This window comes from Kribbella soli, assembly GCF_004331345.1.
Taxonomy (GTDB): domain Bacteria; phylum Actinomycetota; class Actinomycetes; order Propionibacteriales; family Kribbellaceae; genus Kribbella; species Kribbella soli.
The window spans coordinates 1,348,661-1,373,211 of record NZ_SJJZ01000002.1 but is presented as its reverse complement, the minus strand read 5'-3'; the positions used below and the strand labels follow the sequence as shown (position 1 = coordinate 1,373,211).

General features: G+C 68.8%; 22 protein-coding genes. 10 read left to right on the top strand and 12 right to left on the bottom strand.

The window, feature by feature from the left end:
• Window position 1: 1 nt before the first annotated feature.
• The 3 genes from E0H45_RS20625 to E0H45_RS20615 are packed head-to-tail and all read right to left on the bottom strand — an operon-like array spanning window position 2 to window position 3,737.
• On the bottom strand, window positions 2–1,516 hold the full coding sequence (locus E0H45_RS20625) for an ABC transporter substrate-binding protein (protein WP_131339610.1): 1,515 nt from the start codon (window positions 1,514–1,516) through the stop codon (window positions 2–4).
• Window positions 1,517–1,526: 10 nt separating this feature from the next.
• Window positions 1,527–3,110 (bottom strand): sulfatase family protein, encoded by a 1,584-nt coding sequence (locus E0H45_RS20620; RefSeq protein WP_131339608.1) that lies wholly within the window; start codon window positions 3,108–3,110, stop codon window positions 1,527–1,529.
• A 39-nt stretch (window positions 3,111–3,149) separates the two neighbouring features.
• Entirely contained in the window at window positions 3,150–3,737 is a 588-nt protein-coding gene (locus E0H45_RS20615; RefSeq protein ID WP_131339606.1) for a PadR family transcriptional regulator, read from the bottom strand.
• Between the two features lie 146 nt (window positions 3,738–3,883).
• Between E0H45_RS20615 and E0H45_RS20610 the strand changes: the two genes are divergently transcribed.
• The 5 genes from E0H45_RS20610 to E0H45_RS20590 all read left to right on the top strand — a co-directional run bounded on the left by E0H45_RS20610 (window position 3,884) and on the right by E0H45_RS20590 (window position 9,464).
• A complete protein-coding gene (locus tag E0H45_RS20610) occupies window positions 3,884–4,879 on the top strand; it encodes an acetylxylan esterase (protein ID WP_238155118.1) in 996 nt (331 codons plus the stop codon).
• 94 nt (window positions 4,880–4,973) lie between these two features.
• The gene (locus E0H45_RS20605; RefSeq protein ID WP_131339602.1) at window positions 4,974–5,387 is read left to right on the top strand and encodes a glyoxalase superfamily protein; all 414 of its coding nucleotides are present in this window, start codon (window positions 4,974–4,976) and stop codon (window positions 5,385–5,387) included.
• Window positions 5,384–6,334: a sigma-70 family RNA polymerase sigma factor gene (locus E0H45_RS20600; RefSeq protein WP_131339597.1), complete on the top strand. Its 951-nt coding sequence runs from the start codon at window positions 5,384–5,386 to the stop codon at window positions 6,332–6,334. Before E0H45_RS20605 ends, E0H45_RS20600 begins: the two co-directional genes overlap by 4 nt.
• Before the next feature lie 20 nt (window positions 6,335–6,354).
• The gene (locus tag E0H45_RS20595; protein WP_131339591.1) at window positions 6,355–7,098 is read left to right on the top strand and encodes a beta-phosphoglucomutase family hydrolase; all 744 of its coding nucleotides are present in this window, start codon (window positions 6,355–6,357) and stop codon (window positions 7,096–7,098) included.
• Window positions 7,095–9,464, top strand: coding sequence for a glycoside hydrolase family 65 protein (locus tag E0H45_RS20590; RefSeq protein ID WP_131339589.1), 2,370 nt, complete (start codon window positions 7,095–7,097; stop codon window positions 9,462–9,464). Before E0H45_RS20595 ends, E0H45_RS20590 begins: the two co-directional genes overlap by 4 nt.
• 36 nt (window positions 9,465–9,500) lie before the next feature.
• On the opposite strand, the gene E0H45_RS20585 is transcribed toward E0H45_RS20590, so the two are convergent.
• Both E0H45_RS20585 and E0H45_RS20580 read right to left on the bottom strand, forming a co-directional pair.
• On the bottom strand, window positions 9,501–9,755 hold the full coding sequence (locus tag E0H45_RS20585) for a GlsB/YeaQ/YmgE family stress response membrane protein (protein WP_131339587.1): 255 nt from the start codon (window positions 9,753–9,755) through the stop codon (window positions 9,501–9,503).
• Between the two features lie 117 nt (window positions 9,756–9,872).
• Window positions 9,873–10,700, bottom strand: a complete 828-nt coding sequence (locus E0H45_RS20580; RefSeq protein WP_131339585.1) for a hypothetical protein — start codon at window positions 10,698–10,700, stop codon at window positions 9,873–9,875.
• 124 nt (window positions 10,701–10,824) lie between these two features.
• Here E0H45_RS20580 and E0H45_RS20575 point away from each other — a divergent pair, with 124 nt between their 5' ends.
• From E0H45_RS20575 to E0H45_RS20565, 3 genes are all read left to right on the top strand, one after another.
• On the top strand, window positions 10,825–11,928 hold the full coding sequence (locus tag E0H45_RS20575) for a DNA glycosylase AlkZ-like family protein (RefSeq protein ID WP_131339584.1): 1,104 nt from the start codon (window positions 10,825–10,827) through the stop codon (window positions 11,926–11,928).
• A gap of 31 nt (window positions 11,929–11,959) precedes the next feature.
• Complete coding sequence (locus tag E0H45_RS20570) at window positions 11,960–13,342, top strand: ricin-type beta-trefoil lectin domain protein (RefSeq protein WP_131339582.1); 1,383 nt, start codon at window positions 11,960–11,962, stop codon at window positions 13,340–13,342.
• Between the two features lie 123 nt (window positions 13,343–13,465).
• Window positions 13,466–13,957: a hypothetical protein gene (locus E0H45_RS20565; RefSeq protein WP_131339580.1), complete on the top strand. Its 492-nt coding sequence runs from the start codon at window positions 13,466–13,468 to the stop codon at window positions 13,955–13,957.
• Between the two features lie 60 nt (window positions 13,958–14,017).
• Here E0H45_RS20565 and E0H45_RS20560 read toward each other — a convergent pair whose 3' ends face one another.
• Both E0H45_RS20560 and E0H45_RS20555 read right to left on the bottom strand, forming a co-directional pair.
• On the bottom strand, window positions 14,018–17,296 hold the full coding sequence (locus E0H45_RS20560) for an AfsR/SARP family transcriptional regulator (RefSeq protein WP_165546525.1): 3,279 nt from the start codon (window positions 17,294–17,296) through the stop codon (window positions 14,018–14,020).
• Between the two features lie 42 nt (window positions 17,297–17,338).
• The gene (locus E0H45_RS20555; RefSeq protein ID WP_131339578.1) at window positions 17,339–18,220 is read right to left on the bottom strand and encodes a DMT family transporter; all 882 of its coding nucleotides are present in this window, start codon (window positions 18,218–18,220) and stop codon (window positions 17,339–17,341) included.
• 81 nt (window positions 18,221–18,301) lie between these two features.
• Between E0H45_RS20555 and E0H45_RS20550 the strand changes: the two genes are divergently transcribed.
• The gene (locus E0H45_RS20550) at window positions 18,302–19,198 is read left to right on the top strand and encodes a LysR family transcriptional regulator (RefSeq protein ID WP_131339576.1); all 897 of its coding nucleotides are present in this window, start codon (window positions 18,302–18,304) and stop codon (window positions 19,196–19,198) included.
• A gap of 63 nt (window positions 19,199–19,261) precedes the next feature.
• Window positions 19,262–19,858 carry a superoxide dismutase family protein gene (locus E0H45_RS20545; protein ID WP_131339574.1) on the top strand — a complete coding sequence of 199 codons (597 nt, stop codon included), beginning with the start codon at window positions 19,262–19,264 and terminating at the stop codon, window positions 19,856–19,858.
• Between the two features lie 121 nt (window positions 19,859–19,979).
• On the opposite strand, the gene E0H45_RS20540 is transcribed toward E0H45_RS20545, so the two are convergent.
• The 5 genes from E0H45_RS20540 to E0H45_RS20520 all read right to left on the bottom strand — a co-directional run bounded on the left by E0H45_RS20540 (window position 19,980) and on the right by E0H45_RS20520 (window position 24,512).
• Complete coding sequence (locus E0H45_RS20540) at window positions 19,980–21,209, bottom strand: HNH endonuclease signature motif containing protein (RefSeq protein WP_165546524.1); 1,230 nt, start codon at window positions 21,207–21,209, stop codon at window positions 19,980–19,982.
• A 270-nt stretch (window positions 21,210–21,479) separates the two neighbouring features.
• The gene (locus E0H45_RS20535; protein ID WP_238155117.1) at window positions 21,480–21,674 is read right to left on the bottom strand and encodes a DUF1918 domain-containing protein; all 195 of its coding nucleotides are present in this window, start codon (window positions 21,672–21,674) and stop codon (window positions 21,480–21,482) included.
• Window positions 21,675–21,707: 33 nt separating this feature from the next.
• The gene (locus tag E0H45_RS20530) at window positions 21,708–22,352 is read right to left on the bottom strand and encodes a LysE family translocator (RefSeq protein WP_131339567.1); all 645 of its coding nucleotides are present in this window, start codon (window positions 22,350–22,352) and stop codon (window positions 21,708–21,710) included.
• Between the two features lie 55 nt (window positions 22,353–22,407).
• Window positions 22,408–23,226, bottom strand: coding sequence for a sensor histidine kinase (locus E0H45_RS43870; RefSeq protein ID WP_420323342.1), 819 nt, complete (start codon window positions 23,224–23,226; stop codon window positions 22,408–22,410).
• Window positions 23,227–23,834: 608 nt separating this feature from the next.
• Window positions 23,835–24,512: a response regulator transcription factor gene (locus tag E0H45_RS20520; protein WP_131339563.1), complete on the bottom strand. Its 678-nt coding sequence runs from the start codon at window positions 24,510–24,512 to the stop codon at window positions 23,835–23,837.
• Window positions 24,513–24,551 lie beyond the last annotated feature (39 nt).

Sequence of the window (24,551 nt, the reverse complement as noted above, 5' to 3'; positions counted from 1 at the left end):
ATCACTCCTTCGGGGAGAACGAGCTGATCGCGGGCGCCACGTTGTAGGCCTGCATGGCGACCGCGGTCTTCGCATCGCTCAGGTAGACGCTGTTCTCGCGGTACCACGGATCGAACCAGGCGTTGTCGACGAGCCACTTGCTGACCGCCTTCATCGCGGCCGGCAGCTGCGCCTCCGATGCGTTCTGGGCCGCGGCGAGCAGCTTGTCCAGCTGCGGGTCTCCGGCCTTCAGCGGGTTCCACGGCGACTTGCGGGTGACGGCCTTCTGGATGTCCTGCCACGCGGACTGGCTGCCCAGCGTCATGAACACCACCGGGTACTTGCCGGACAGGATTTCCGGAATGACCGCGTTGGACGGAACCTTGACCCATTTGACCTTGATGCCGATCGCGGCCAGTTGCTGCTCGATGATCGCGTTGTACTGCGCGAACCCGGGCGACTCCGGTATCGTGATCGAGAAACCTGATCCGTAGCCGGCTTCGGCGAGGAGCTGCTTGGCCTTCGCCGGGTCGTAGTTGTAGATGCTGTCGAGCGACTTGTCGTAGCCGTCGCCGGCGGCGTTGAAGATCTGGGTGGTCAGCGCGCCTTCGCTGTGCGAGACGTTCTTGAGGATCGCCTCCCGGTCGAACGCGAAGTTGATCGCCTTCCGCACCCGCAGGTCCTTGAGCGCCGGCACCAGCTTGCCTTCGCGGTCCAGCAGCAGCAGACCGTTCCAGTTGACCGGCGTCGTGTTGGCCGTCAGCCCGGTTCGCTTGGCGTCCGCGAGCGAGTTGGTGTCGGTCAGCGTCGCGTTCAGCTGCCCGGACTTGAGTGCGTTCAGCCGTGCGGTCACATCCGTCATCGGCTTGATGACGATCTTGTCGTACGGGAAGGCGGACGCGTTCCAATAGTCTGGGTTCCGCTTGTACGTATAGGTGCTACCGGCAACCGTCCCGGTCTTGTCCAGCACGTACGGCCCGCTGCCCACCGGCACGGTCGCGACATCCTTGGCTTTCAGCGACTTCGGGCTCGCCATCACGCCGCCGACGCTGGCCAGGTAGTCGATCAGCCCAGGGTCCGGCGCCTTCAGCTTCAGGTTCAGCTCGGTCGGGCTGACAATCTGGTACGTCGCGATCGACCGGCTCATGTACGCGTTCTGCCCGGTCCCGGCGGCCAGGTTGGTCAGGTTGTCCTTCACCACGGTCGCGTCGAACGGCGTACCGTCGGTGAACTTCACGCCGGTCTTCAGCTTCACGTTGAGCGTGGTGCGCTTGGCGTCGTACGTCCAGGACGTCGCGAGCCAGGGCTTCAGTTTGTTGTCCTTGTCGCGCGTCAGCAGGGTGTCGAAGACCGGCGACCAGTACTGCATCTGGTTGCCGATGTTCAGCTGGGTGGGGTCGAAGGAGTTGTTGTCGAGGACGTTCGCGATCGTCAGCGTCCTGGCGGCGGACGAACTCGCACCAGCGCCGGAACAGGCACCGGCGCCGACGACGAGGGCGGCAGCGGCGAGTAGCGCGCTGCAGCGGCGGATGAGCATGATCGGCTCCTTAACGTGCGGGTGCTGCGATCGGGACGTCTGCGCTGGGCTCGTGGCCGAGCCGCCAGGTCTTGACCCAGATCGGTGCGGATGGGGTGAAGGGGGCGGTGTAGAGCTGCCACCGACGGCGGTCCGCCGTGGGAGGGTCGGTTGTCCAGCCGATCGTGGAGCCGTCCGTCGTCCCCGTGAGCGCCACCAGGCCGTCTCGGTTGTCGACTTCAGGCTCCGCGGCTCGTGGACGTCGCCCGTCGGGACGCCAGCGAGCGAGCAGATCGCGCTCCGGTCTGGTCCCGAGATCGCCGACCTCGGCCAGCCACGTGTCGAGCGCGGAGTCGAGCCGCTCCTGTACGTCGGCGTACCCGGGCAACCCGGCGAGGTTGTGCTCCTCGTGCGGGTCGTTCCGGACGTCGTACAGCTCCTCCGGCGCACGCTTGCTTGCGGCAACGATCGAGCGTTGCAGGTCGGTGAGGATCGAGGGCGGTTCGCCGAACGCCAGCTGTTGCTGGGCTTCCTGGGCGAACAGCCGGCGGAGTTCCTTCCAGGTCCACAGGTTGTCCGGGTACTCGGTGTGGCCCATCGGCGACCGGTCCGGATGCAGATGGCGCGTGTAGCGGAACCGGCGGTCACGGATCGAGCGGGAGGTGTCCTCGGCCTCGCCCATCCGGTCCCGGGCGCTCACGACGTACTCGCTGCGGCCCTGGACCCGGCCGTCGGGCCCGAGGATCACCTCGCCGTGCATGTGTCCCGGCACGTCGAGGCCGCACATCGCGAGCATCGTCGGCGCCAGATCCATCAGCGCGACCGGTTCGGCGTACGTCGATCCGGGCGCGATCCGCTCCGGCCAGCGGACGATCAACGGCTCGCGGAACCCGAGCTCGGTCGCCCATCGCTTGCCGCGCGGCATCCCGAGCCCGTGGTCGCTCCAGAACACGACGATCGTGTTGTCGGCGAGCCCGTCCTCCTCGAGCTGGTCGAGGATGGTGCCGACCCAGTGGTCCATCTGGCTGATCAGCTCGAGATAGCGGCGCCACGACGTCCGGTACACCTCGGTGTCCGGGTGGTACGGCGGAACGTCGGCCTTCTGCACCCGCTGCGCGTCGGGCGTCCGTGCGGCGAACTCCTCGTCGCTCAAGTAGATCTGCGACTCGTGCGTGATCAGGCTGTGGAACGCCATGAAGAACGGCTGCTCCGGATCGTCCCGCAGCCGCCAGTGCGTGTGGTCGCCGAGTTCGTCGTACATCGGCTCGGGGACGTCGACCTGGAAGTCGGTGAACGCGGTGTTGCCGGTCCAGTAGCCCGCGGCCCGGAAGTACTCGGGCAGCAGCCGGACCTCCGGCGGGGGAGTGGCGCGCGTTCGCATGTGCATGGTGCCGATCGCCGGCGGGAAGCAGCCGGTGATGATCGCGCTCCTGGACGGCCCGCACACCGGGGCGGCGGCGAAGGCCTGCTCGAACAGCAGCCCGTCGGCGGCGAGCGCGTCGAGGCGCGGCGTGGACGCCTGCTCGGCACCCGGCCAGATCCCGGTGTAGCACCCGAGATGCGGGTTGATGTCGTGCGTGCTGATCCACAGGATGTTCGGCCTGGAAGTAGGCATAGCTGTGCTCCTGAGGGGGCAACTACCGTGGTCCTGCGGTCAGTCGACCGCGCGGATGCGCCGCTGGGAGCTGCGGCTCTGCAGCTCTTCGCGGAGCTCGATGCACCAGGCGACGTGCTGGTCCATGTAGAGCGAACCGAGCTCGTGCGTCCGCTCCTCGACCAGGGCCTGGAGCTCCGCGTCGTACGGCAGCTCCGGCTCCTCGGGAACGGAGCGGTCGCGGTCGCGGAAGCGCTTGATCTGCAGCTGCCGGGCGAGGATCTCCCGATCGAGCAGCTCGATCACCTGGTCGGGCTGGAGGAACCCGCAGAACGCGAGCCGCCCGTAGAACCCGGGATCCCGGGTGTAGATCGTGGTCGGGGAGTACGGCGCCGTGAGCCAGTCCATGAACACCGTGATCCCTTCGTCGGTGACCCGGTAGGTCTTGGCGTCCTGGGCACCCGGCCGGGGCTCGACGGTGTGCCAGACCCAGCCGCGCTCCTCCATCGACGACAGGCAGCGGTAGACCTGGCTCATCTGGGTGTTGGGGCGCAGGAACGTCCCGCGGGCGTCCATGTAGCGCTTGAGGTCGTAGCCGGTGCTGGGGCGCATCAGCAGCACGCCCAGAAGAATGTGCTCGAGCTTCATGATCGCCTCCAACTGGTATGACACAAGTGGAATACCCGAGAGGACACCACAAGTGGAATACCCCGTCAAGGGTTCGGCGCCTCGACCGGATGTGGACACCGCTCTCCGCCGGGTGCTTCGTGGGCGTAGGTTTCTCCCTTATGGCCATGTTCGACCTTTCCCTCGACAAGCTCCGCGAGTACCGGCCCGAGGTGGCCGCTCCCGCCGACCTGGTCGACTTCTGGCGCCGGTCCATCGAGAAGGCGCGCACCGACGACCTGTCCGCCACGTTCACCCCGATCGACAACAAGCTCGCGGTGATCGACACCTACGACGTCACGTACGCCGGCTTCGGCGGCTCGCCCGTGAAGGGCTGGCTGCACGTTCCGGCGGGCACGGACGGCCCGCTGCCGACCGTGGTGCAGTACCACGGGTACTCCGGTGGCCGCGGCTTCCCGCACGCGACCACGCTGTGGGCCCAGGCCGGTTACGCCCACTTCGTGATGGACACCCGCGGCCAGGGCTACAGCTCCGGCGGCCCCGACGGTACGCCGGACGACACGCCGTACGCCGGTCTGAACCACACGCCCGGCTTCATGACCGCGGGCATCACCGACCCGGACACGTACTACTACCGCCGCGTGTACATCGACGCGGTGCGGGCCATCGAGGCGGCGCGGACGTCGCCGTTCGTGGATCCGGACAAGCTGATCGTCAGCGGCGGCAGCCAGGGCGGCGGCATCTCGATCGCCGCGGCCGGCCTCGCACCGCTCGCGGGGATCGAGCTGCTCGGCTGCGCTCCCGACGTACCGTTCCTGTGCCACTTCCAGCGGGCGCTGCAGATCACCGACAAGGACCCGTACGGCGAGATCACGCGCTACCTGAAGGGTTTCCGGCACGACGTCGACGCGGCGCTGAACACACTCAGCTACTTCGACGGCGTCAACCTCGGCCGGCTGGCCACGGCGCCCGCGCTGTTCTCGGTCGCGCTGATGGACGCCACCTGCCCGCCGTCGACGGTGTTCGCCGCGTTCAACCACTACGGGAGCGAGCAGAAGGACATCGAGGTCTACCACTACAACAATCACGAAGGCGGGCAGACGTACCAGCAGCTGGCGCAGCTCGACTGGTTCGCCGGGATCTTCGAGGCTGCCGGAAAGTAGTCATCGATCGGCCGATGAGTTTTCGGTTCGTACGGCGTTACACGGTCATGGATGTCGGTCAGACTGGACCGACGGTGACCGCGGGAGGCCGCACATGGACTGGAAACTCGAGCTCGTGATCGTACCGGTGTCGGACGTGGATCGGGCGAAGAAGTTCTACACCGACCAGCTCGGCTTCGCCGAGGACGTCGACCATCGGGCGGGCGACTCGTTCCGGGTCGTGCAGCTCACCCCGCCCGGGTCGGCGTGCTCGATCACCATCGGCACCGGGCTGACCTCGGCGACACCCGGCACCTATCAGGGCACGCACCTGGTGGTCACCGACATCGACGCGGCGCGGGCCGAGCTGGTCGAGCGTGGCGTGGAGGTCAGCGAACCGTTCCACTTCGGCGCCCAGGGCAAGCAGGACGGCCTGCACCCGGACCGTTCCGACTACAGCACCTTCCTGTCCTTCGAGGACCCGGACGGCAACGGCTGGACGGTCCAGGAGGTAGGACACCGGCCGTGACGACTTTGGAAGAGGCGGCGTTCGCGGGTGACGAGACCGCGTTCGCCGCCCTGGCCGGGCAGTACCGGCGGGAGCTTCACGTGCACTGCTACCGGATGCTCGGGTCGTACGACGAGGCCGAGGACGCGGTGCAGGACACGTTCTTGCGCGCATGGCGTGCCCGTGACTCGTACGACGGCCGCACGTACTTCCGGGCCTGGCTCTACAAGATCGCGACGAACATCTGCCTGGACGTCGTACGGCGGCCGACCGCGAGAGACCTGGTGTGGTTGCAGCCGTACCCGGACCGTTTGCTCGACGAGATCGCTCCGTCTCACGATCGGCCCGACGTGGTCGCCGTGGACCGCGAGACGATCGAGCTGACGTTCCTGATCGCGCTCCAGTCGTTGCCTGCTCGACAGCGGGCCGCTCTGATCGCCCGCGACGTACTCGGCTGGTCGGCTGCGGAGACTGCCGGGTTGCTCGACACCAGCGTCGCCGCTGCGAACAGTGCACTCCAGCGAGCCCGGGTGACGATGCAGCAGCGCCTGCCGGCACGTCGGAGCGACTGGAATGCGCCGCAGTCGACGGCAGAGGAGCGAGAGGTGCTGGCGCGCTTCATCGACGCGCACCAGCGGTGTGACGCCGCTGCAGCGATCGCGATCGCGGCCGAGGATCTGCGGATCTCGATGCCGCCCGACCGGTTGTCGTTCGACGGCCTCACCGCGTGCCTTCCGCTGTTCGAACGAGGGCTCGGGCCGAACCGCGACGGCGAGTGGCGGCTGGTGCCGACGTCGGCGAACAGGTTGCCCGCGGCAGCGTCGTACCTGCTGCGCCCGGGGGACACCGTGTGGCGGGCGTTCAAGCTGGATGTGCTGCGGGTGCACGACGGGAAGATCGCCGAGATCATGACTTTCGGCTATTCCCGTTTTCCTGCCTTCGGCCTCCCGGATCGGTTGACCCCCTAGCGGCCGCTAGTGTGGAGAGCATGCTGGGACTACCTACGGGGATCCAGGCCTGCTTGTTCGACCTGGACGGTGTACTCACCGATACCGCGGCCGTTCATGCTGCCGCGTGGAAAGAGATGTTCGACGAATTCCTCCGCGACTACGCGGCGCAGCACGGGATCGCTTTCCAGGCGTTCGACGCGCGGGCGGAGTACGACGCGTACGTCGACGGCAAGCCGCGGGCCAACGGCGTCCGGGACTTCCTCACCGCGCGCGGCATCACGCTGCCGGAAGGCACCGCCGACGATCCACCGTCCGCGCTGACCGTGAACGGCCTCGGCAACCGGAAGAACGAGGCCGTGCAACGGCGGATCCGGACCGAGGGCGTGCACGTGTTCGAGGGCTCCCGGCGGTACCTGCAGGCCGCCGAGAAGGCCGGGCTCCGCCGGGCCGTGGTGTCGTCGAGCGCGAACACCCGCGAGGTCCTCGACGTCACCGGCCTCGCGCAGTACGTCGAGCAGATCGTCGACGGCGTGACGATCCGGACCGAGGGCCTGAAGGGAAAGCCCGCGCCGGACACGTTCCTCGCCGCGGCCAAGGGCTTCGGCCTCGAGCCGTCGCAGGCAGCGGTCTACGAAGACGCACTCGCCGGCGTGTCAGCCGGCCGTGCGGGCCACTTCGGGTATGTGATCGGAGTGGACCGCGTCGGCCAGGCTGCCGACCTGAAGTCCCACGGCGCCGACGTGGTGGTACAGGACCTCGCTGAGCTGATGGAGAACCAATGATCGACCGAGGCCACCACCCGATCGAGCCGTGGCGGCTGCGGGAGACCCGGCTCGCCATGGACAAGCTGGCGCAGGCGGAGTCGCTGTTCGCGCTGTCGAACGGTCACATCGGCCTGCGCGGCAACCTCGACGAGGGCGAGCCGTACGCGATTCCCGGCACGTACCTGAACTCGTTCTACGAGCAGCGTCCATTGCCGTACGCCGAGGCCGGCTACGGCTACCCGGAGTCCGGGCAGACCTTGGTCGACGTCACCAACGGCAAGCTGATCCGGCTACTCGTAGACGACTCGCCGTTCGACGTCCGCTACGGCTACCTGTCCAAACACGAGCGCTCATTGGACTTCCGGACCGGCATCCTCGAACGCGACGTGGACTGGACGTCACCCGGCGGCAAGCGGATCAAGGTCCGCAGCCGCCGCCTGGTATCGCTCACCCAGCGCGCGGTGGCCGCGATCGAGTACGTCGTGGAGCCCGTCGACCAGCCGGCCCGGTTCGTGATCCAGTCCGAGCTGGTCGCGAACGAGGCGCAGCCGAAGCTGTCCGACGATCCGCGCGTGGCCGCCGTACTGGACAACCCGTTGAAGCCGGTCAGCCATGACGGCGGCGAGCACGGGATCGTCCTCATCCACCGGACGACGCGCAGCCAGCAGTTGATGGCCGCGGCGATGTCGCACGAGGTGGACACTACGGCCCGCTTCGCGATGGACCAGGACGTCCGCGAGGACTGGGCGCGGACCACGGTGATCTGCCAGCTGCAGCCGGGCGAGAGCCTGCGCGTGGTGAAGTACCTGACGTACGGCTGGTCCAGCCTGCGGTCGGAGACCGCGATCCGGGACCAGGTCGCGGCCGCGCTCGCGAGTGCCCGCTTCTCCGGCTGGGACGGGTTGACCAAGCAGCAGGTCGAGTTCCTGGACGACTTCTGGGACGGCGCCGACGTGGAGGTGCAGGGACACCCGGAGCTGCAGCAGGCGGTGCGATTCGCGCTGTTCCACATCCTGCAGGCCGGTGCGCGCGCCGAGCGGCGCGCGATCCCGTCGAAGGGGCTGACCGGAGCCGGGTACGACGGGCACACGTTCTGGGACACCGAGGGCTTCGTGCTGCCGGTGCTGACCTACACGATGCCGGATGCGGCCGCCGACGCGCTGCGCTGGCGACATTCGACGCTGCGGATGGCCAGGCAACGAGCCGAGGAGCTCGGGTTCAAGGGCGCCTCGTTCCCGTGGCGGACGATCCGCGGCCAGGAGTGCTCCGGCTACTGGCCCGCGGGTACGGCGGCGTTCCACATCAACGCCGACATCGCCGAAGCCGTCATGCGGTACTACCGGGCCACCGGCGACGAGGCCTTCCTCGACGAGGTCGGGCTCGAGTTGCTGGTCGAGACCGCCCGGTTGTGGATCTCGCTCGGCCACCACGACCGCGCAGGCCGTTGGCACCTGCCCGGGGTGACCGGCCCGGACGAGTACAGCGCTGTTGCCGACGACAACGTTTTCACCAACCTGATGGCGGCGCGCAACCTGCGGTCCGCGGCCGAGGTCGCGGCGAAACTGCCGGCCAAGGCGCGGGAGTTCGGCGTCGACAGCGAGGAAGAGGCCGCCTGGCGGGACGCGGCGGCGGCCGTGTACGTGCCGTACGACGCGGACCTCGGCGTACACCCGCAGTCCGAAGGCTTCACCGGATATGCGGTCTGGGACTTCGAGGCCTACAAGGGCAGGTATCCGCTGCTGCTGCACGCGCCGTACTTCCAGCTGTACCGGACCCAGGTGGTGAAACAGGCCGACCTGATGCTGGCGACGTACTGGTGTGGCGACGCCTTCACCGCCGAGGAGAAGGCGCGGAACTTCGACTACTACGAGCGGCTCACGGTGCGGGACTCGTCGTTGTCGGCGTGCGTGCAGGCCGTGATGGCGGCCGAGGTCGGGCATCTGGATCTGGCCTACGACTACGCGTACGAGGCCGCGCTGATCGACATGCGCAACCTGCACCACAACACCGGCGACGGCCTGCACATGGCGTCGCTCGGTGGCGCGTGGAGCGCGCTGGTGGCCGGCTTCGGCGGATTGCGCGAGCGCGACGGCGGCCTGTCGTTCGATCCGGCGCTGCCGATCGGCCTGGCCGGGCTGAGCTTCACGATCCGGTGGCGCGGCGTCCGGCTGAAGGTGGAGATCGATCCGGTGGCGGTGAAGTACTCGGTGCACGACGGGCCGGACGCGTCGATGACGATCCGGCACGCCGGCGAGGAGCTCACGGTCTCCGCGAAGCAACCGGTGATCCGGACACTGGAGAAGCGCCGGCCGTTGCTGCCTCGGCCGCCACAGCCGCCGGGCCGCGAGCCGCGGTCGGCGATGGCGATCAACGAGGACGGCTGAGGGCCGACGCTTCGCCAGGAGTCAGGGGATGGTTGGTCAGTTCTTCTTGCGCGCGGCCAGCGACTCGGCGGTGCCGACGAGCATCACCGACGAGATCACCGCGACGATGAAGCCGAGCACGTTCAGCTCGAAGATGCCGCCGGTGCCGAGGAAGCTCGCGATGGTCCCGCCGATCACCGAGCCGGCCAGTCCGAGCAGCAGCGTGGCGAGCAGGCCGAGCTTCTGCCTGCCGGGCGTGAAGAGCCGGGCCAGCGCTCCGATGATGAGTCCGGCGATGATGAAGCCGATCATGGCTGATGTCCTCCGAGGGTCGAACGGTAGGACACCAGTCTGCCGTCGCGACCGGGCCTGCGGCAGTGGAGTTCCCCCTGACCGGACCCGGAGCCGACCCTGGGCGATCTCGGCCGGTCAGGGTCGCGCGGTGAGGGTGAACAGCTGGCTGTTGGCGAGCAGGCGGGGAGCGCCGCCGAGCTGCCCGATGACCGCGGCCTCGAGTTGCTCGGTCGCTACCGCGTCACCGTTCAGCAGGGCCTTGTAGCCGGCCCGGCACGGGTAGCGAGGCCCTAGGATCTCGACGTACACCTGGATGTCCGACAGCTTCGGGTATTTCTTGAGCACGCTCAGGGTGGCCTTCGCGCAGCGGATCAGCGCCGGGCGGGCCTGGTCCGAGCTCGAGCCGTTCCGGACGATCAGTTGGTCGGCCAGAGCTTTCGTGACGAAGTACTCCGCGGTGGACGACCTGTCGTAGAGGTAGCGCACGCTCGCCGTCTGCTTGACGTCGTCGGTGAGCGCGCAGAGCGCCCATCGCGGCGGCAAGTTGACCACTTGATTCAAGGGGACGTACTTGGGAATGCCTGTCAGCTTCGCGCCGCTGTTGTTGACGGCGATCAGCGCTGCCCGCGACGCGTGATCCTGCGGGTTGGCATACGGCGCGGCCTCCAGGCTGGTGCTGAAGTTCGCGTCCGGGATCACCACGACCGACAGGTTGCCGGTGTTCTTGATGAGCAACGACGTACCGCTTGAATCGGTGCTGAGCGTCAACTGGACGCCGTCGGTCTCCGCCTCCGTCGGGAGTGGCACGGTCGACTTGGCGCAGTCAGCCGCCGGTTTGAGAGACTTCTGCGTCTTCGGTACGACGGTCGTCGGCGTCGGCGGCGCCATGGGCGGCAGACCCGACCCTTCGGCGACTGAACAGCCGGCGACGGCCAACGACGCCAGCACCACAGCACAGGGCATGAGCGCCCGACCACGTAGTGCCACCATTACCCCCTGAACTCCGAGCATCAGGTCCCCACCCACTCGGCTACAACCACAGAATCACTCCCAGGGTACTGTCCGCGCCATGCCCTAGCCTCGAATCGTGACCGTTCATCGACTGTCGAAGCGAGATGCCAGGCGGCTGGCCGTGCGCGCGCAGCTGCTCACCAGCGAGCGACCGGCGGATCTGTTCGAGGTTGTCAGCGGTCTGAACGTGCTGCAGCTCGACCAAACGGCGTACGTCGCGCCGAATGCCGACCTGGTGACGTGGAGCCGGCTCGGCTCGTCGTACGACCCGACCGAGCTGGCCGACGCGCTGGCGTCGCTGGAGCTCCTGGAGCTGCGCGGGTTCGTGCGCCTGCCCGAGACGCTGGCTCTGTTCCGAGCCGAGATGGAGGCGTGGCCGAGCGACGGTGAGCCGCTCGACTGGCAGGAGTACCGGCGGGACTGGGTGCGGGCGAACGAGGGCTGTCGCGTCGACATCCTCGAGCGGTTACGGCAGGACGGTCCGCTCGTGATGCGCGAGCTGCCGGACACCTGCGTGCAGCCGTGGAGGTCGAGTGGCTGGACCAACAACCGGAACGTGTCGCAGCTGCTGGAGTTCATGATGCAGCGCGGCGAGGTCGCGATCGCGGGCCGCGACGGCCGGGACCGTCTGTGGGACCTCGCGTCCCGCGTCTACCCGGACGATCCGGCGGTGCCGATCGCGAAGGCGGCCCGGATGCGGGACGAGCAGCGGCTGCGTTCCATGGGCCTGCTGCGGGCGAAGGGACCGGCCTGCCCGGGCGAGCCGCTCGACGCCGGCGAGGCGGGGGAGCGGGCCGTCGTGGACGGCGTCCGCGGCGAGTGGCGGATCGATCCGGAGCTGCTCGACCGGCCGTTCACCGGACGTACGGCGATCGTGTCGCCGCTGGACCGCTTGGTGTACGACCGGAAGCGGCTGCTCGAGATCTTCGACTTCGACTACCAGTTGGAGATGTACAAACCGGTCGCGAAGCGCAAATGGGGGTACTTCGCGCTGCCGATCCTGCACAACGACCGTCTGGTCGGGAAGCTCGACGCGATGTCGGACCGCAAAGCCGGCATCTTCCGCGTCCACGCGATCCACGAGGACGAACCGTTCTCCAAGACGCTGTCCGCCGCCGTCCACCGCGAGATCCGCGATCTCGCGAAATGGCTGCGACTGGAACTCGTCCTGAGCTCTTGACCGGCGGCTCTGTTCACGTAAACATCTCGGGGTGAGATCAACCGTCCGCAGTCTCCTCGCCGTCCTGTTGTGCTTCTTCGCGCTCACCGCCGCCGTGCCCGGCGCCGGCGCCGCGAGTCCACCGCGCACGAACGACTTCCGTGGCGTCAACTGGGCCGATCCGCGCGACAACTACGCCGACGACGAGGTCGTCCCGTCGGGCCTGAGTACGGCGGACGACTACGCGACGACGTACCGCAAGGCGCTCGGGATCGTGGGGGAGTTCCGCAAGGAGCTGAAGGCGAACACGATCCGGCTCCCGATCAACCCGTCGAGTGTGGGCACCGACTGGTGGCGCTCCTACCGCGCGGCGATCGACGCATCGGCGGCCAGTGGTTTCAAGGTGATCCTCAGCTACTGGGAGGCCGACAACGCCAAGGACGGGCGGGTCGACGATCCGGCGGCGTACGCGGCCATGTGGGACACGGTGGTGCAGACGTACCGGCGGAACCCGCACGTGTACTTCGAGCCGATGAACGAACCGTTCGGGTACTCGCTGAACGAGTGGGTGTCGCTGACGTCGTCGTGGATCACGCGGCACAGCGACGTTCCGCGCGGACGGATCGTGATCTCCGGGACGGGCTACAACGACAACGTGACCGGCGTCGGTGCGGCGCCGGAGCTGAACGGGACGTTGCTGTCGCTGCACTTCTACGGCTTCTGGGCCTCCGACACGACCGAGGCCGCCTGGCTGGCGAACCTGCGGCCGAGAATCGGTTCGTACGGCTGGCGGACGATCATCGACGAGGCCGGCTCACCGATGACGATCGGCCTGAACTACGGCAACCACGAAGGGAACGTCTACACCTCGTACCTGGCCGCGCTCACCCAGGTCGCCCGCGAGCAGCAGATGGGAATCGTCTACTGGCCGGGTCTGCGCACCGGCGACTCGTACTCGATGACGACGCAGGTCGGGCCGGCTGACCTCCAGGTCAACAGCATCAGCGGGCGCGACCAACTGTGGTGGGGCTGGGGCCTCCTGCGGGACGAGCCGACGAACAGTGAGCCGCCCGCCCCGCCTGGTGAGCCCCTGCGAGGTGTCGCGAGCAACCGCTGCGTCGACGTACCGGGCTTCTCGACCAGCCCAGGTACGGCGCTCGACCTGTGGGACTGCAACAACGGCGGCAACCAGTCGTGGAACCTCACCGCTGCGAACCAGTTGACGGTCTACGCCGACAAGTGCATGACCGCAGGGCCCTCGGCCGTGACCATCGAGACCTGCACCGGCGCCGCCGACCAGGTCTGGCAGCTCAACGCCGACCAGACGGTCACCTCGACGGCAGGCTGCCTGACAGCCAACGGGACCGAGAACGGTTCGGCCGTCGCCGTTGCCGCCTGCAACGGTTCCCCCGACCAGAAATGGACCCGCTCCTGAGCGCGGGTGCACCCCCTGCAAGCACACAGTAAGCAGACGGAAAGCGCTGCACACTACCTTCCTTCGCATCCGGCGGGACATGACCGGGGAGCCTGCACACGTAGACGAGGAAGGAAGAGTCTCTTGAACACGAAAAGGTGGCGCCGACTGCGCCCGATCCGCCTGTTCTCGGTCGCGGCCGTCGTCGGCCTCATCGTCCTGTTTTCCAACCTGACCCCTGCCCAGGCCATGACCTGGAAGTCGTACACCGAAGACTTGTCGAGTGCCGAGGAGGCCAAGGACCCGGACGGCAACGGTGGCGAGGTCGGTCTGAAGCACTGCGACGTCGCTTGCATCCAGGACTATGTCGCGATCTTCTACGACAACGGCGAGATGCTGAAGGTCCGCGACAACCTGAGTGACGGTCACGCCGCCAAGGTTGTTGTGTCGGTCCAGAAGAACGGTGCCTCGCTCGACACGGACACCTTCTACGTGGGCACGAGCGAGTCGGGCAAGGTGTTCGATCTGGGCACGCCCGACGGGAGTGGTGACATCGCGGAGGGCTTGACCGTCGCGATCAAGGTCTGCATCAACGAGGTCGGAATCTGCTCGCAAACCTACTATTTCAAAGCCTGATCCAGACCAAGAGAGCTCGTGTACCTGCGCGGGATGCGTGTACACGAGCGCTCTTGTGCCTCACCGGCCCAGCAACCGCCGTACCTCGCGCGCCTCGGGCGACCCGTAGGCCTCGAACATGCGCAGCGCTTCCCGCAACCGCTCGTCACCCAGGCGAGCCTCGAACACTCGGTGAGCCTCGCCCAGCAGCCGATGCGCCCGAGCCTGCCCCAGAAAGTGACCGGTCCGCTGATGGATCGCGAGGGCTTCCTCGCCATGGCCGATCGCATCCGGCGATCGGTCGTTCGCGAGCTCGACCCGGCCGAGCGTGACGATCGCACCGGCCAGTTGGACCGGGTCCCGGTCTGCGGTCCGGGCCACCGCGACAGCGTCGGCCGCGTGGGATCGTGCCTTGGTGAGATTGCCCGCCGCGAGTTCTGTCTCGGCCAACCCTCGCAGTGCCGGAGCATGCCAGGTTGCGGTGTCCCGGGCTTGAGGGCGCGCGACGGCCCACTGGGTGGCTGACTCGAACCTGGTGCGGGCGGTGTCGAGCTCACCGTGCACGAGGTGACACAGACCCAGTTGGTAGTTGGCGTCGCTGTAGGCCTGCGGATGGTCCAGCTGTCCTGCCGATCTCTCCGCCGCCGTCGCTTGCTCGAACGATTCCGCGTGGCGTCCGGCGTCGCGATACCAGATGGCGCGATAGAGGCGCAGCAGGTGTCTTTTGATCCGGCTGTCGAACCGCGTGAGCGCGTCCTCGGCCTGCGCGATCAAGTCGTCGATGCCGTCCAGGCGGCCCAGCATCGCGCGGGCCCGAACCAGCTCGGGCAACGCCAGCGCAGCGACGCGGTCGCGGTTCGCGCCGGGGAGCTGGAGCACATCTTCGGAGCTCTGTGCGTACTTGTCGAGTTCGCCCCGCTGGTAGGCGATCACGCCGAGATTGAGCAGGGCGCGAGTCTGGGCTGCGCTGTCGTGATCCTCGCGGTGGAGCTCGAGCGAGCGGACGAGATTGCGCTCGGCGACCTCCAGCTCGCCGGAGGCCATGGATACGACCGCGGAAACGTTGAGGCAGTACCCGAGCAGCGGATGGTCGCCGATCTGCTCGGCGAGTTGCAGCGCCTCCGTGAGGACGTTGGGGTCCAGCGGCAGCTCGACTCGGTGCTGCGTCGCCGCGCTTTCGGCCAGCATGTTTGCCAGCGCGTGTCGGTCACCCGCCGCCCTGGCCGCGGCGATACCGGTGGCCGCCATCGCCTGAGCCGAGGTCTGGTATCCCCCTTCGGCCATCGGGAGCATCAGGCCGATCGCGAGCTGCCACGTCCAGTGGGCGTGCTGCCGGTGGCCTGCGGCGGCCTCGACCGCGGCAGCGAGGTTGACGAACTCGGCGCCTGCCCACGTCATGGCGTCCGAGAGGTCGGCGAACGTGATGTCGGCCGTTCCCGGCGGCAGGTCGGGCGGCGGCGGATGGTGGCGGATCGAGGCCCGCAGGTTCACCACGGCGATCTTCCCGCGGTAGTACCAGGCGAAGAGGCGCTGCAGGGCGTCGGCTCGGGCCTGCGCGGTGTCTTCGGTCTCGGTACGGCGGCGGGCGTCGTCGCGGAGCAGGTCGTGGAAGCGGTAGCGGCCGGGGGCGTGTTGTTCGAGGAGATGGGCGCTGGTCAGTTCGCGGATGGACTTGCGGGCCGCGGATGGCGTCGTACCGCTCAGGGCCGCGACCGCGTCGACGGTGAAGTCGAAGCCGGGCACGAGACCGAGGCGCCGGCACAGTTGGCGGGTGGCCGGAGCGAGACGCGCGTACGACAGGTCGAACGCGGCGGTCACGGCGGAGTGTTCGTCGTCGTCGAGTGCGAGGGTGACCGGGCCGTGTTCGGTCAGTTCGGCGAGGTAGTCGGAGAGCGGGCGCTGCGGCTCGTCGGCGAGCTGTGCGGCCGCGATCCGGAGGGCCAGCGGGAGGCCGGCGCAGGCTTCGACCAGGGCGGCCGCGGAGTCTGGTTCGCGGTCGAAACGGTCCGGGCCGGCCAAACGAAGCAGGAGAGCGTGCGCGGCGTCGGTCGGGAGTTCACCCACGTGGACGCGTTGCGCGCCCTCGCGGGCGATCAAGCCGGAGAGGTTGTTCCGGCTGGTGACCAGGGTCAGACAGCCGTCCGTTGCTGCTTGCAACGGACGAACCTGCTCCGCGCTCGCCGCGTTGTCGAGCAGCACGAGCAGTTTGCGACCGCTCAGCACGGAGCGGTACTCGGCGGTCGCGTCTGCCACGGACTCCCAGCCGCGCGCTGGATCCGCGCCGAGACCGCGGAGCAGTTGCGCCAGCGCGACCATCGGGTCGAGGGCCGGGCCGGAGGCGTGGCCCCCGAGATCGATGTAGAGCTGGCCGTCGCCGTACCGGTCCGCGACCTGGTGGGCGTAGCGCAAGGCCAGGCCGGTCTTCCCGATCCCGGCCATGCCGGTCAGCACGATCAGGTTGCCGTCACCATCTGTCGCGGCGAGCCGCTCGAGCTGCTCGAGTTCCGGATCCCTCCCGACGAACGTCCCGGGCACCGGCGGCAACTGCCCCGGCCGCACGGCGGTGGCAGCTGCCGCGGACCTGGTGACCGAGAGCCTGGCGCGTGCTGCCGGCTGGTGATCGAGGGTCGGGTCCTCGGCGCGGATCGCTTCGCCGAGCCGACGGAGGTCGCGGCCGGGCTCGGTGCGTAGCTCCTTCGCGAGTCGTTGCCGCGCCGCCCGATACGCGACCTCGGCCCTGGTTCGACGGCCGGACCTGTACAACGCGAGCATGTGCTGACCGACGATCCGCTCCCGCAACGGGTACTCCGCGACGAGCTCGGTCAGCTCCGGGACGATCTCGCGAGCGCGCCCGCGAGCCAGCTCGGCATCGAAGAGTTCTTCGTGAGCGATCAGCCGGACCTCGGCCAGCCGCTGCGCCTCCGGCCCGACCACCTCGGCCTCGTCGACATCGGCGTACGGCGTGTCCCGCCAGAGCGCCAGCGCCGCGCGGAACCGATCGGTGGCCTCCTCGAGATCGCCGGCCGCCACAGCAGCACGTCCCTCGGTGTGCATTCGGTCGAAGATCAGTGCGTCAAGTTCGTCCTCGCCGACCGTCAGCAGATAACCGTTCGGCACGCTGGCCAGCCGGTCCGGTTTGTCCAGCACCTGGCGCAGCCGGTGGACGTGCACCTGAATGCTGTTCGCCGGCCGGAGCGGGACATCGGCGCCCCAGAGCGCCTCGCTCAGCACATCGGTCGGCACCGCACGCCCGGCCCGGACCAGGAGCACCGCGAGCAATCGGCGGCGTAGCTCCGAAATCGGCCCGACGACTTCGCCGTCCCGCATCACCCGTACCGGCCCCAGCACCTCGAAGTGCATGCCCACCTCCCCGACGAACCCCTATCATCGGGTATCACCGGATCATCCCGCCGCTGCTGCGTCCGACCTGTGGATGCGCTCAGGTGCTGATTCGCGGTGGGTGCGTTCGATGGACTGGCCCCAGGTTGTGCCGAGCAGCATGAGGATCGCGCCGACGACGGCCGGGACGGTGAGGTGTTCGTTGCCGAGGCTGATGCCGATGGCAACGGCCCAGATCGGCTCGGTGCCGAGCAGGAGGCTGGCGCGGCTGGCGGACGTGCGCTGGACCGCCCAGGTCTGGGCGAGGAAGGCGAAAACGCTGCAGAACAAGGCGAGATAGACCATCTGCAGCCAGGTGCCGACACCGGCGTGCGTCGGCAGGTGCGGTACGGCGGGCACCACGAACAACGCCGTACCGACGAGAGTCTGGACTGTTGTCAACTGCAACGGGCGCACGCCGACGGAGAGCCGTCCGACGAGTGTGACGTGACCTGCCCGGACGACGGCGGCGGCCAGCATGAGCAGGTCGCCGACGCCGGGGGAGTGCAGGCCGTCGGCGGACATCAGCAGGCCGACGGCGACCATGCAGATCGCGGCCGCGAGATAGAACCGCGGCGGTAGGCCGCGACCATCGAGCAGCGGCGTGAGGACCAGGGTGAGGCTGATGATCAGTCCGGCGTTCGCGGCGCTGGTGTGCGTCACGCCGTACGTCTCCAGCACCAGGACCGACGCCTGCGTGAGGCCGAGGATCAACCCGGCCTGCAACTCCTTCCGGCTGATGCCGCGAACCAACGGGATCAGGGCGATCGCGGAGATGCCGTAGCGGAGGAACAGCACGGTCAGCACCGGCGCGCTGCTGGTCGCGGTCTTGGCTGCGAGATAGCTCGAGCCCCAGACGACGGCGACCAGGAGCAGGACGAGATCGGTACGGCGGGATCCGGGCACGGGTTCAACGGTGAGGGGTCATGACGTTGAAGCCAAGTACCAACGTCTTCAGCGACGCTGTAGGACGGCTAAAGTATCTGGATGGATGAACGGCAACTGCGGGTGCTCCGGGAAGTCGGTGAGTTGGGAAGCGTCACCGCGGCCGCGGAGGCGCTGCTCGTGACGCCGTCGGCGATCTCACAGCAGCTGCGGTTGCTGCAGCGGTCGATGCCGGTGCCGTTGACCGAACGCGACGGCCGGCGGGTCGTGCTCACAGCGGCTGGGCGCGCCTTGGCCGGGGCGGCTGCGGACGTGGAGTCTGCGCTGGCGCGAGCCCGGCAGGTGGTCGATGAGTTTGCCGAGCAGCCGGATGCGGTTGTGTCGGTCGCCGCGTTCCACAGCGCGGCCGCGGCGTTCTTCCCGTCGCTGTTGCGGGCGGGGGACGGGCCGCGGGTCAGCCTGCATGACGAGGATGTGCCGCAGGACGAGTTCCCACCGTTGACCCGGGAGTACGACGTGGTGCTGGCGCATCGGCTGGATCATGCCGCCGCCTGGCCGCGGACCGTCGCGGTCACGCCGTTGCTGCATGAGCCGTTGGACGTCGCCGTACCTGTCGAGCATCCGTTGGCGTCGAAGCGCTCGCTGTCGCCGCGGGACGTGGCGGGCGAGCCGTGGATCACGGTGCACGACGGGTTTCCGTTGATGGCGACGATCGAGGCGATCGGGGCGGCGGCCAACCATCGGCTCGAACTGGTCCACCGTGTGAACGAGTTCACCGTGGTCGCCGAGCTGGTTGCCGCCGGCGCCGGGTTGGCACTGATTCCGCGATGGACGGCCCGTTCGCATCCGGGCGTCGTGCTCCTTCCGATGCGGGGCGTGCACACGCGGCGGCACATCGACGCGCTGTATCGGCCGGAGCGGACTGCTCGGCGCGCGGTGCGCACGACACTCGCCAACCTTCAGGCCGCGTCGGCGACGGTGCGGAAGCCGAGCGCTTGATAGCCTCGCCGGAGTTCGCTGTCACCCCGCCCGGGGCAGTGGTTCGGGTCCGGAGAGGGAGACATGACAGGAACTGTGCGTGGCGTCCTTGCCGCGGTCGGCGTGCTGGGAGTCATCGGCGTGATCGCCGGGCCGGTGGCGGCAGCCCAGAACGCGGGACCGAAGCAGCCGCCCGGCGTGCCGCGGGGTGAAGTCGCGATCCCGGTGGCAGGGGAGTCCGACGTGGCGACGAGCAACGGCCCGCTGCGCGCGCTGGCGCCGCACGGGCCGTTCGAGCGTGGACGGGCGGTAGTCGTGATGGTGTCGCAGGGCGCACGAACCACCGTTCGCCTGAAAGTGACCGGAGTCGGGCGTACGGCGGCCGGCCGCACGTTCGGCGCCCACCTGCACACCGGCCCGTGCGTGGCAGGCGACGGCGCCGCCGCCGGACCGCACTACAACACTGACGTGTTCAACGGCCGCAAGCCGGTACGCGTCGACCGCGAGCGCGAGATCTGGCTCGACTTCACCGTCAGCCCGAGCGGCGCAGCGAAGGCGTCGACCGCCGTACCCTTCGCGCCGAAACCAGGCGACCGCTCCATCGTCATTCACGAGCACGCGACCGACCACCACGGCACCGCCGGCGCCCGCCTCGCCTGCCTCCCACTGACCTGGAACTAGCCAGAGCCGCCGGCGGACGGTTTGGTGCCGACACCGCCGGCGGGCGTGACGGAGCCACCGGCGCCTGGCAGGCGTGGCGGGGTGTCCCGGCGCCTGCGGGGTCGGGTTGTGGGGGCGAGGGTCAGGCCGGGTGGGCCAGGGCTGGGGGTGGGTCGGGGTCGGACCAGGTGGGGCGGTTGATGACCGGGTGGCCGTTGGTGAGGTGGACGGTGAGGTGGCCTCGGTGGACGTTGATGTGGTCGCGTTTGCAGAGGAGGGCGAGGTTCTCGAGGGAGGTCGGGCCGCCGTCGGCCCAGTGGGTGATGTGGTGGGCCTCAGACATGCTTGGCGGTGCGCCGCAGGCGATGCAGCCTTTGTCGCGGGCGTTGAGGGCTTGGCGGATGGCGCGGGTGACGAAGCGGTGTTCGGCCCCGACGTCGAGGGGTTCGGAGTTGGAGCCGAGGACCAAGGGGATGATGCCGGCGTCGCACGCGAGTCGTCGTACAGCCGCGGCAGAGAGCGTGTCGCCGTGGACCAGGTCGCCGCGGGCGCGGGTACCGGCCTTGAGGTCCTCCAGGTCGATGGTGACGGTGATGTGCGGCTTGATCTCGCCGTGGCCGGGCACGGCGGATCCGGCGCCGGCAGCGGTCGTGAGGATCGCCGTGAGGGCGTCGGCCTGCCGCTTGCTGCGCGGACGCGGGTCGCGCTCGCCGTCGGGGGTCTTGTGCGGTTTGGCGCCGGCGAAGATCAGGGTCTGGAAGAGTTCGGCGTTCTCGTCGGCGAGGTAGCCGCCGAAGCTGACGCCGCGATCGGCCGGCTTGATCCACAGTGCCTCGCGGGAGGACACTTCGTCCTCGTCGCGATGGGGTTCGGGACCGTTGGTGTCGAGCCGTTCGCGCATCTCCTTGCCGAGAGCGCGCAGGTCGGCCGGCGGGAGCAGGCCGGCTGCCTCGACCATGGCCTCCTCGGCGACACGCAGGTCCTCGACCGGCACGCCGGCCGAAGCCGGCACCTTCTCGAGTGCGGACACGATCGCGTCGGCCTGTCCCAGGTTCACCGTCGTCCGGGCGCTCTCGGAGTCGGCCGGCCGGCCGACTCCGAGAGCCGCGGTCACGGCCGGGTACTTGTGCAAGGCGCGAGCCAGGCGGAGGTCTCGGCGTACGTCGGCGGGATCCAGGCGGTAGCGGACCGAGAGCAGTTGCACCGTGTCGCGGGCGCCGATCTCCTGGGCATAGCCGTCGGCATCGAGGCCGGCTGACAGGTGCAGGCAGCGCACCTGGAGACGGGCGATCTCGGCGTGCGCCGCGTCGAGAGCCGACAGCTTCTCGCCGCTGCTCATCGACCAGACCGGTCGCTCATCCAGGATCGCCATACCCAAGACCCTAGACACACCCACGGACAGTTTTCGACCCGCGCATCCCTTATGTGCAAGGGCTCCCGCTATTGGCAACTTCCTGTCAACTTGTCCACAGGCGAAACAGATGCTAGGAGCAACCATTGTTTCCCGGATCGGGAGACCGCCAACGCGGCCCGGTGTGACCTGCGGTGGAGCTCGCGACCTCAGTTGGCGTTGATGATCCCGGCCGCGCCGGATCAATGACGCGGTCAGACGACTGCGGCCGCCGAGCCGCAGCCGCGTCTCCTAGCTACTGGCGTGCACGATGTGGGCGTCAGGACCTGGGAAGAACAGTGACTCGGTGTCGGTGTCGGTCCAGTGCACGAGGTACGGCGGTGCGCCGTTCGGATCGTGTACCTCGACGATCTGTCCTTCGCGCCGGTGTGCCGACAGGTGGCTGCTCTCCACCACGACATGGTCGCCTGCTACAGCTTTCACCACACCCACCTCCTCCACCCCAGCTTGGTCCACTCCTCAGTGGATGTCGATGGCGAGCCGAGCGGCAAGTCCCGCGAAGATCGCCGCCGTGACCCGCTCGAGCCGCCGCCGGATCCTGCTCCCGGTACGGAAGAACTTCTCGGTGAGCGTGCCGGCCACCAGCGCCGCGCCCGCGTCGACCGGGAAGCCGACCAGAATGAACACCACCCCGAGCACCAGGAACTGCACCGTCGCCGGCCAGCTGCCGCTCCCGGTCGTGATGAACTGCGGAACGAACGCCAGGTAGAACAGGATCACCTTCGGATTCGCCAGATTGGTGAGGGTCGCCATCAGGTACGTCCGGCGCAGCGTCCGCCGAGGCAGCTGCGGCGCGTCCTCGGGCGCCCCGAAATCCTGCCGGCTCGCACGCCAGGTCAGATAGGCCAGATAGAGCAGGAACGCCGCTCCCGCGATCCGCACGCCGTTCAGAACCTGCGGCGCCGCCTGGATCAATGCACCCAGCCCGAGTGCCGCCGCAACGCTGTGCACGGCCAGACCCGTCGACATCCCGGCCGCGGCCACGACCCCGGTACGTCGCCCGCCGGCCGCCGCGTTCGCGACGATGAACAGCATGTCCGGTCCCGGTACGACGCTGACCAGGAAGACCGCGACCAGGAACCCGAGCACCACCGAAACGTCCATGCGTTCCATCCTGACCCACGGGTGCCGCCGGGTCGCCCAGGATTTCGGTCTGTGGTCAGTTCGGGAGGGTGACGGTGGCTGTGGTGCCGCCGGTGGCCGAGGAGGTCAGGGTGACGGTGCCGTTGTGGGCGTGGGTGATTTCGCGGGCGATCGACAGGCCTAGGCCGGAGCCGCCGCTGGCGCGGGAGCGGCTGGTGTCCAGGCGGACGAAGCGTTCGAAGACGCGCTGCCGGTCCTGCTCGGGGATCCCGTCGCCGTCGTCCGACACCGTGATGATCGCGGACCCGTTCTGCTCGGCCGTGGCCAGGTGGACCGTGGTGTGTGCGGCGCGGGCGGCGTTGTCGACGAGATTCCGCAGTACCTGGCTCAACCGGCCGGGATCGCCGACGACCCGTACCGGATGTACGTCGCCGGTCACTGTGAGGTCGGGCGCCGAACTCCGCAGCCGCTGGAGCTCGGCCGCCACCAGGTCGTCGAGATCCACGTCGACCTGCCGCATCCGGATCCCGGTGTCGTCGGCCTTCGCGAGCAGCAGCAGGTCCTCGACCAGTTGCCGCATCCGGTCGGTCTCGGTCGCCATCACCTGACGTAGCTCGTGCCACGCCTCACCGGTGGTGTCCGCCTCGATCACCTCCAGTGCCGCCGTCAGCGTGGCCAGCGGCGACCGCAACTCGTGGCTGGCGTCCGCCACGAACGCCCGCTGCGTCGCCTGTCCGGCCTCCAGCCGGTCGAGCATCTCGTTCATCGTCACCGCGAGCCGCGCGATCTCGTCCCGCGTCTGCGGCACCGGGACCCGCTCGGTCAGGTCCCTGGTGCCGATGCGCTGCACGCGGCCGCGGATCCGTTCCACCGGTCGCAGTGCCTGCCCGACCATCAGCCAGCCGGCGACACCGACCACGATCAGCAACGCCGGGAATCCGATCGCCAGGTACTTCGCCACGGTCGCGACCGTCTGCCGCTGGGTCTCCACGGACGACGCGACCACGACGGTGTACGTGCGGCCGTCGTACGCCGCTCCCTGCGCGACGATCAGGAACGAGTGGTCGTCGTCGATCAGTGGCATGTCGCCGACCTGCGCCCGGAGCAGTGCGTCGGCCGGTGGGCGGAGATCGGTGAGCGGAGTGGTGTCGACCCGGGTCGACGAGGCCGCGACGACCCGGCCGGACGGGTCGAGCACCTGGATCAGTTGGCCGGCGCGCGTGGTCTCGGCGAGGTCGTTCGTGAGTCCCGCCGTACCCTTCGCGCTGACCTGCCTGGCGATGTCGCCGACGCGACCTTCGGCGGCGTCGGAGACTTCGGTGATCAGGGCGCGCTGCAGGAGCAGCAGCAGCGCGGCCGCGCCGAGCATCATCGCGACAGCGACCACGATCACCGCGGCCGCGGTCGAGCGGCTGCGCACGCTGGCCTGCCGCAGACCTCCGGCGGTCCGGTACCACCCGTCGACGCGACGTCGCACCACCGTGCTCACACACCTAGTCTGGCTCAGCCGCCCTCGGGGTTCAGCCGGTAGCCCATCCCGCGGATGGTCTCGATCGCGTGCCGGGCGAACGGGGTGTCGATCTTCTTCCGCAGGTAGCGGACGTAGACCTCGACGACGTTCGGGTCGCCGTCGAAGGCCGGATCCCAGACCCCGGCGAGGATCTCGGTCTTGCTCACGGTGTCCCCGCGGTGCCGCATCAGGAACTCCAGGAGCCCGAACTCGCGGGGCGTGAGGGTGATCTCCCGCCCGTCGCGTTCCACCCGCCGCCGGGCCACGTCGAGGGTCAGGTCGCCGGCCGTCAGCACGACAGGACGCTCCGGGCCGCCGCGCCGGATCAGTGCCCGCAGCCGGGCGACCAGGACCAGGAAGCTGAACGGCTTGGTCAGGTAGTCGTCCGCGCCGAGATCGAACGCGTCGGTCTGGTCGTACTCGCCGTCCTTCGCGGTCAGCATCAGCACCGGCGTCCAGATCCCGCGCGCCCGGAGCAGTTCGAGCACGCGGTACCCGTTCAGCTTCGGCAGCATGATGTCGAGCACGATCACGTCGTAGCTGTGCTCGGTCGCGGCCCACACCGCGTTCTCGCCGTCGTGCACCAGCTCCACCACGAAACCGGCGTCGGTCAGCCCACGGTGCACCGTGTCGGCCAGCCGCAGTTCGTCCTCGACCATCAGCACTCGCATCCTCACAGTCTCACCGCAGACCGCTGAGAATCCGCTGAG

Coding starts and splice junctions, on each gene's coding strand:
- E0H45_RS20625 (WP_131339610.1), bottom strand. CDS start 1,516: ATGCTCATCCGCCGCTGCAGCGCGCTACTCGCCGCTGCCGCCCTCGTC.
- E0H45_RS20620 (WP_131339608.1), bottom strand. CDS start 3,110: ATGCCTACTTCCAGGCCGAACATCCTGTGGATCAGCACGCACGACATC.
- E0H45_RS20615 (WP_131339606.1), bottom strand. CDS start 3,737: ATGAAGCTCGAGCACATTCTTCTGGGCGTGCTGCTGATGCGCCCCAGC.
- E0H45_RS20610 (WP_238155118.1), top strand. CDS start 3,884: ATGTTCGACCTTTCCCTCGACAAGCTCCGCGAGTACCGGCCCGAGGTG.
- E0H45_RS20605 (WP_131339602.1), top strand. CDS start 4,974: ATGGACTGGAAACTCGAGCTCGTGATCGTACCGGTGTCGGACGTGGAT.
- E0H45_RS20595 (WP_131339591.1), top strand. CDS start 6,355: ATGCTGGGACTACCTACGGGGATCCAGGCCTGCTTGTTCGACCTGGAC.
- E0H45_RS20590 (WP_131339589.1), top strand. CDS start 7,095: ATGATCGACCGAGGCCACCACCCGATCGAGCCGTGGCGGCTGCGGGAG.
- E0H45_RS20585 (WP_131339587.1), bottom strand. CDS start 9,755: ATGATCGGCTTCATCATCGCCGGACTCATCATCGGAGCGCTGGCCCGG.
- E0H45_RS20580 (WP_131339585.1), bottom strand. CDS start 10,700: ATGCCCTGTGCTGTGGTGCTGGCGTCGTTGGCCGTCGCCGGCTGTTCA.
- E0H45_RS20560 (WP_165546525.1), bottom strand. CDS start 17,296: ATGCACTTCGAGGTGCTGGGGCCGGTACGGGTGATGCGGGACGGCGAA.
- E0H45_RS20550 (WP_131339576.1), top strand. CDS start 18,302: ATGGATGAACGGCAACTGCGGGTGCTCCGGGAAGTCGGTGAGTTGGGA.
- E0H45_RS20545 (WP_131339574.1), top strand. CDS start 19,262: ATGACAGGAACTGTGCGTGGCGTCCTTGCCGCGGTCGGCGTGCTGGGA.
- E0H45_RS20540 (WP_165546524.1), bottom strand. CDS start 21,209: ATGGCGATCCTGGATGAGCGACCGGTCTGGTCGATGAGCAGCGGCGAG.
- E0H45_RS20530 (WP_131339567.1), bottom strand. CDS start 22,352: ATGGACGTTTCGGTGGTGCTCGGGTTCCTGGTCGCGGTCTTCCTGGTC.
- E0H45_RS43870 (WP_420323342.1), bottom strand. CDS start 23,226: ATGGTCGGGCAGGCACTGCGACCGGTGGAACGGATCCGCGGCCGCGTG.
- E0H45_RS20520 (WP_131339563.1), bottom strand. CDS start 24,512: ATGCGAGTGCTGATGGTCGAGGACGAACTGCGGCTGGCCGACACGGTG.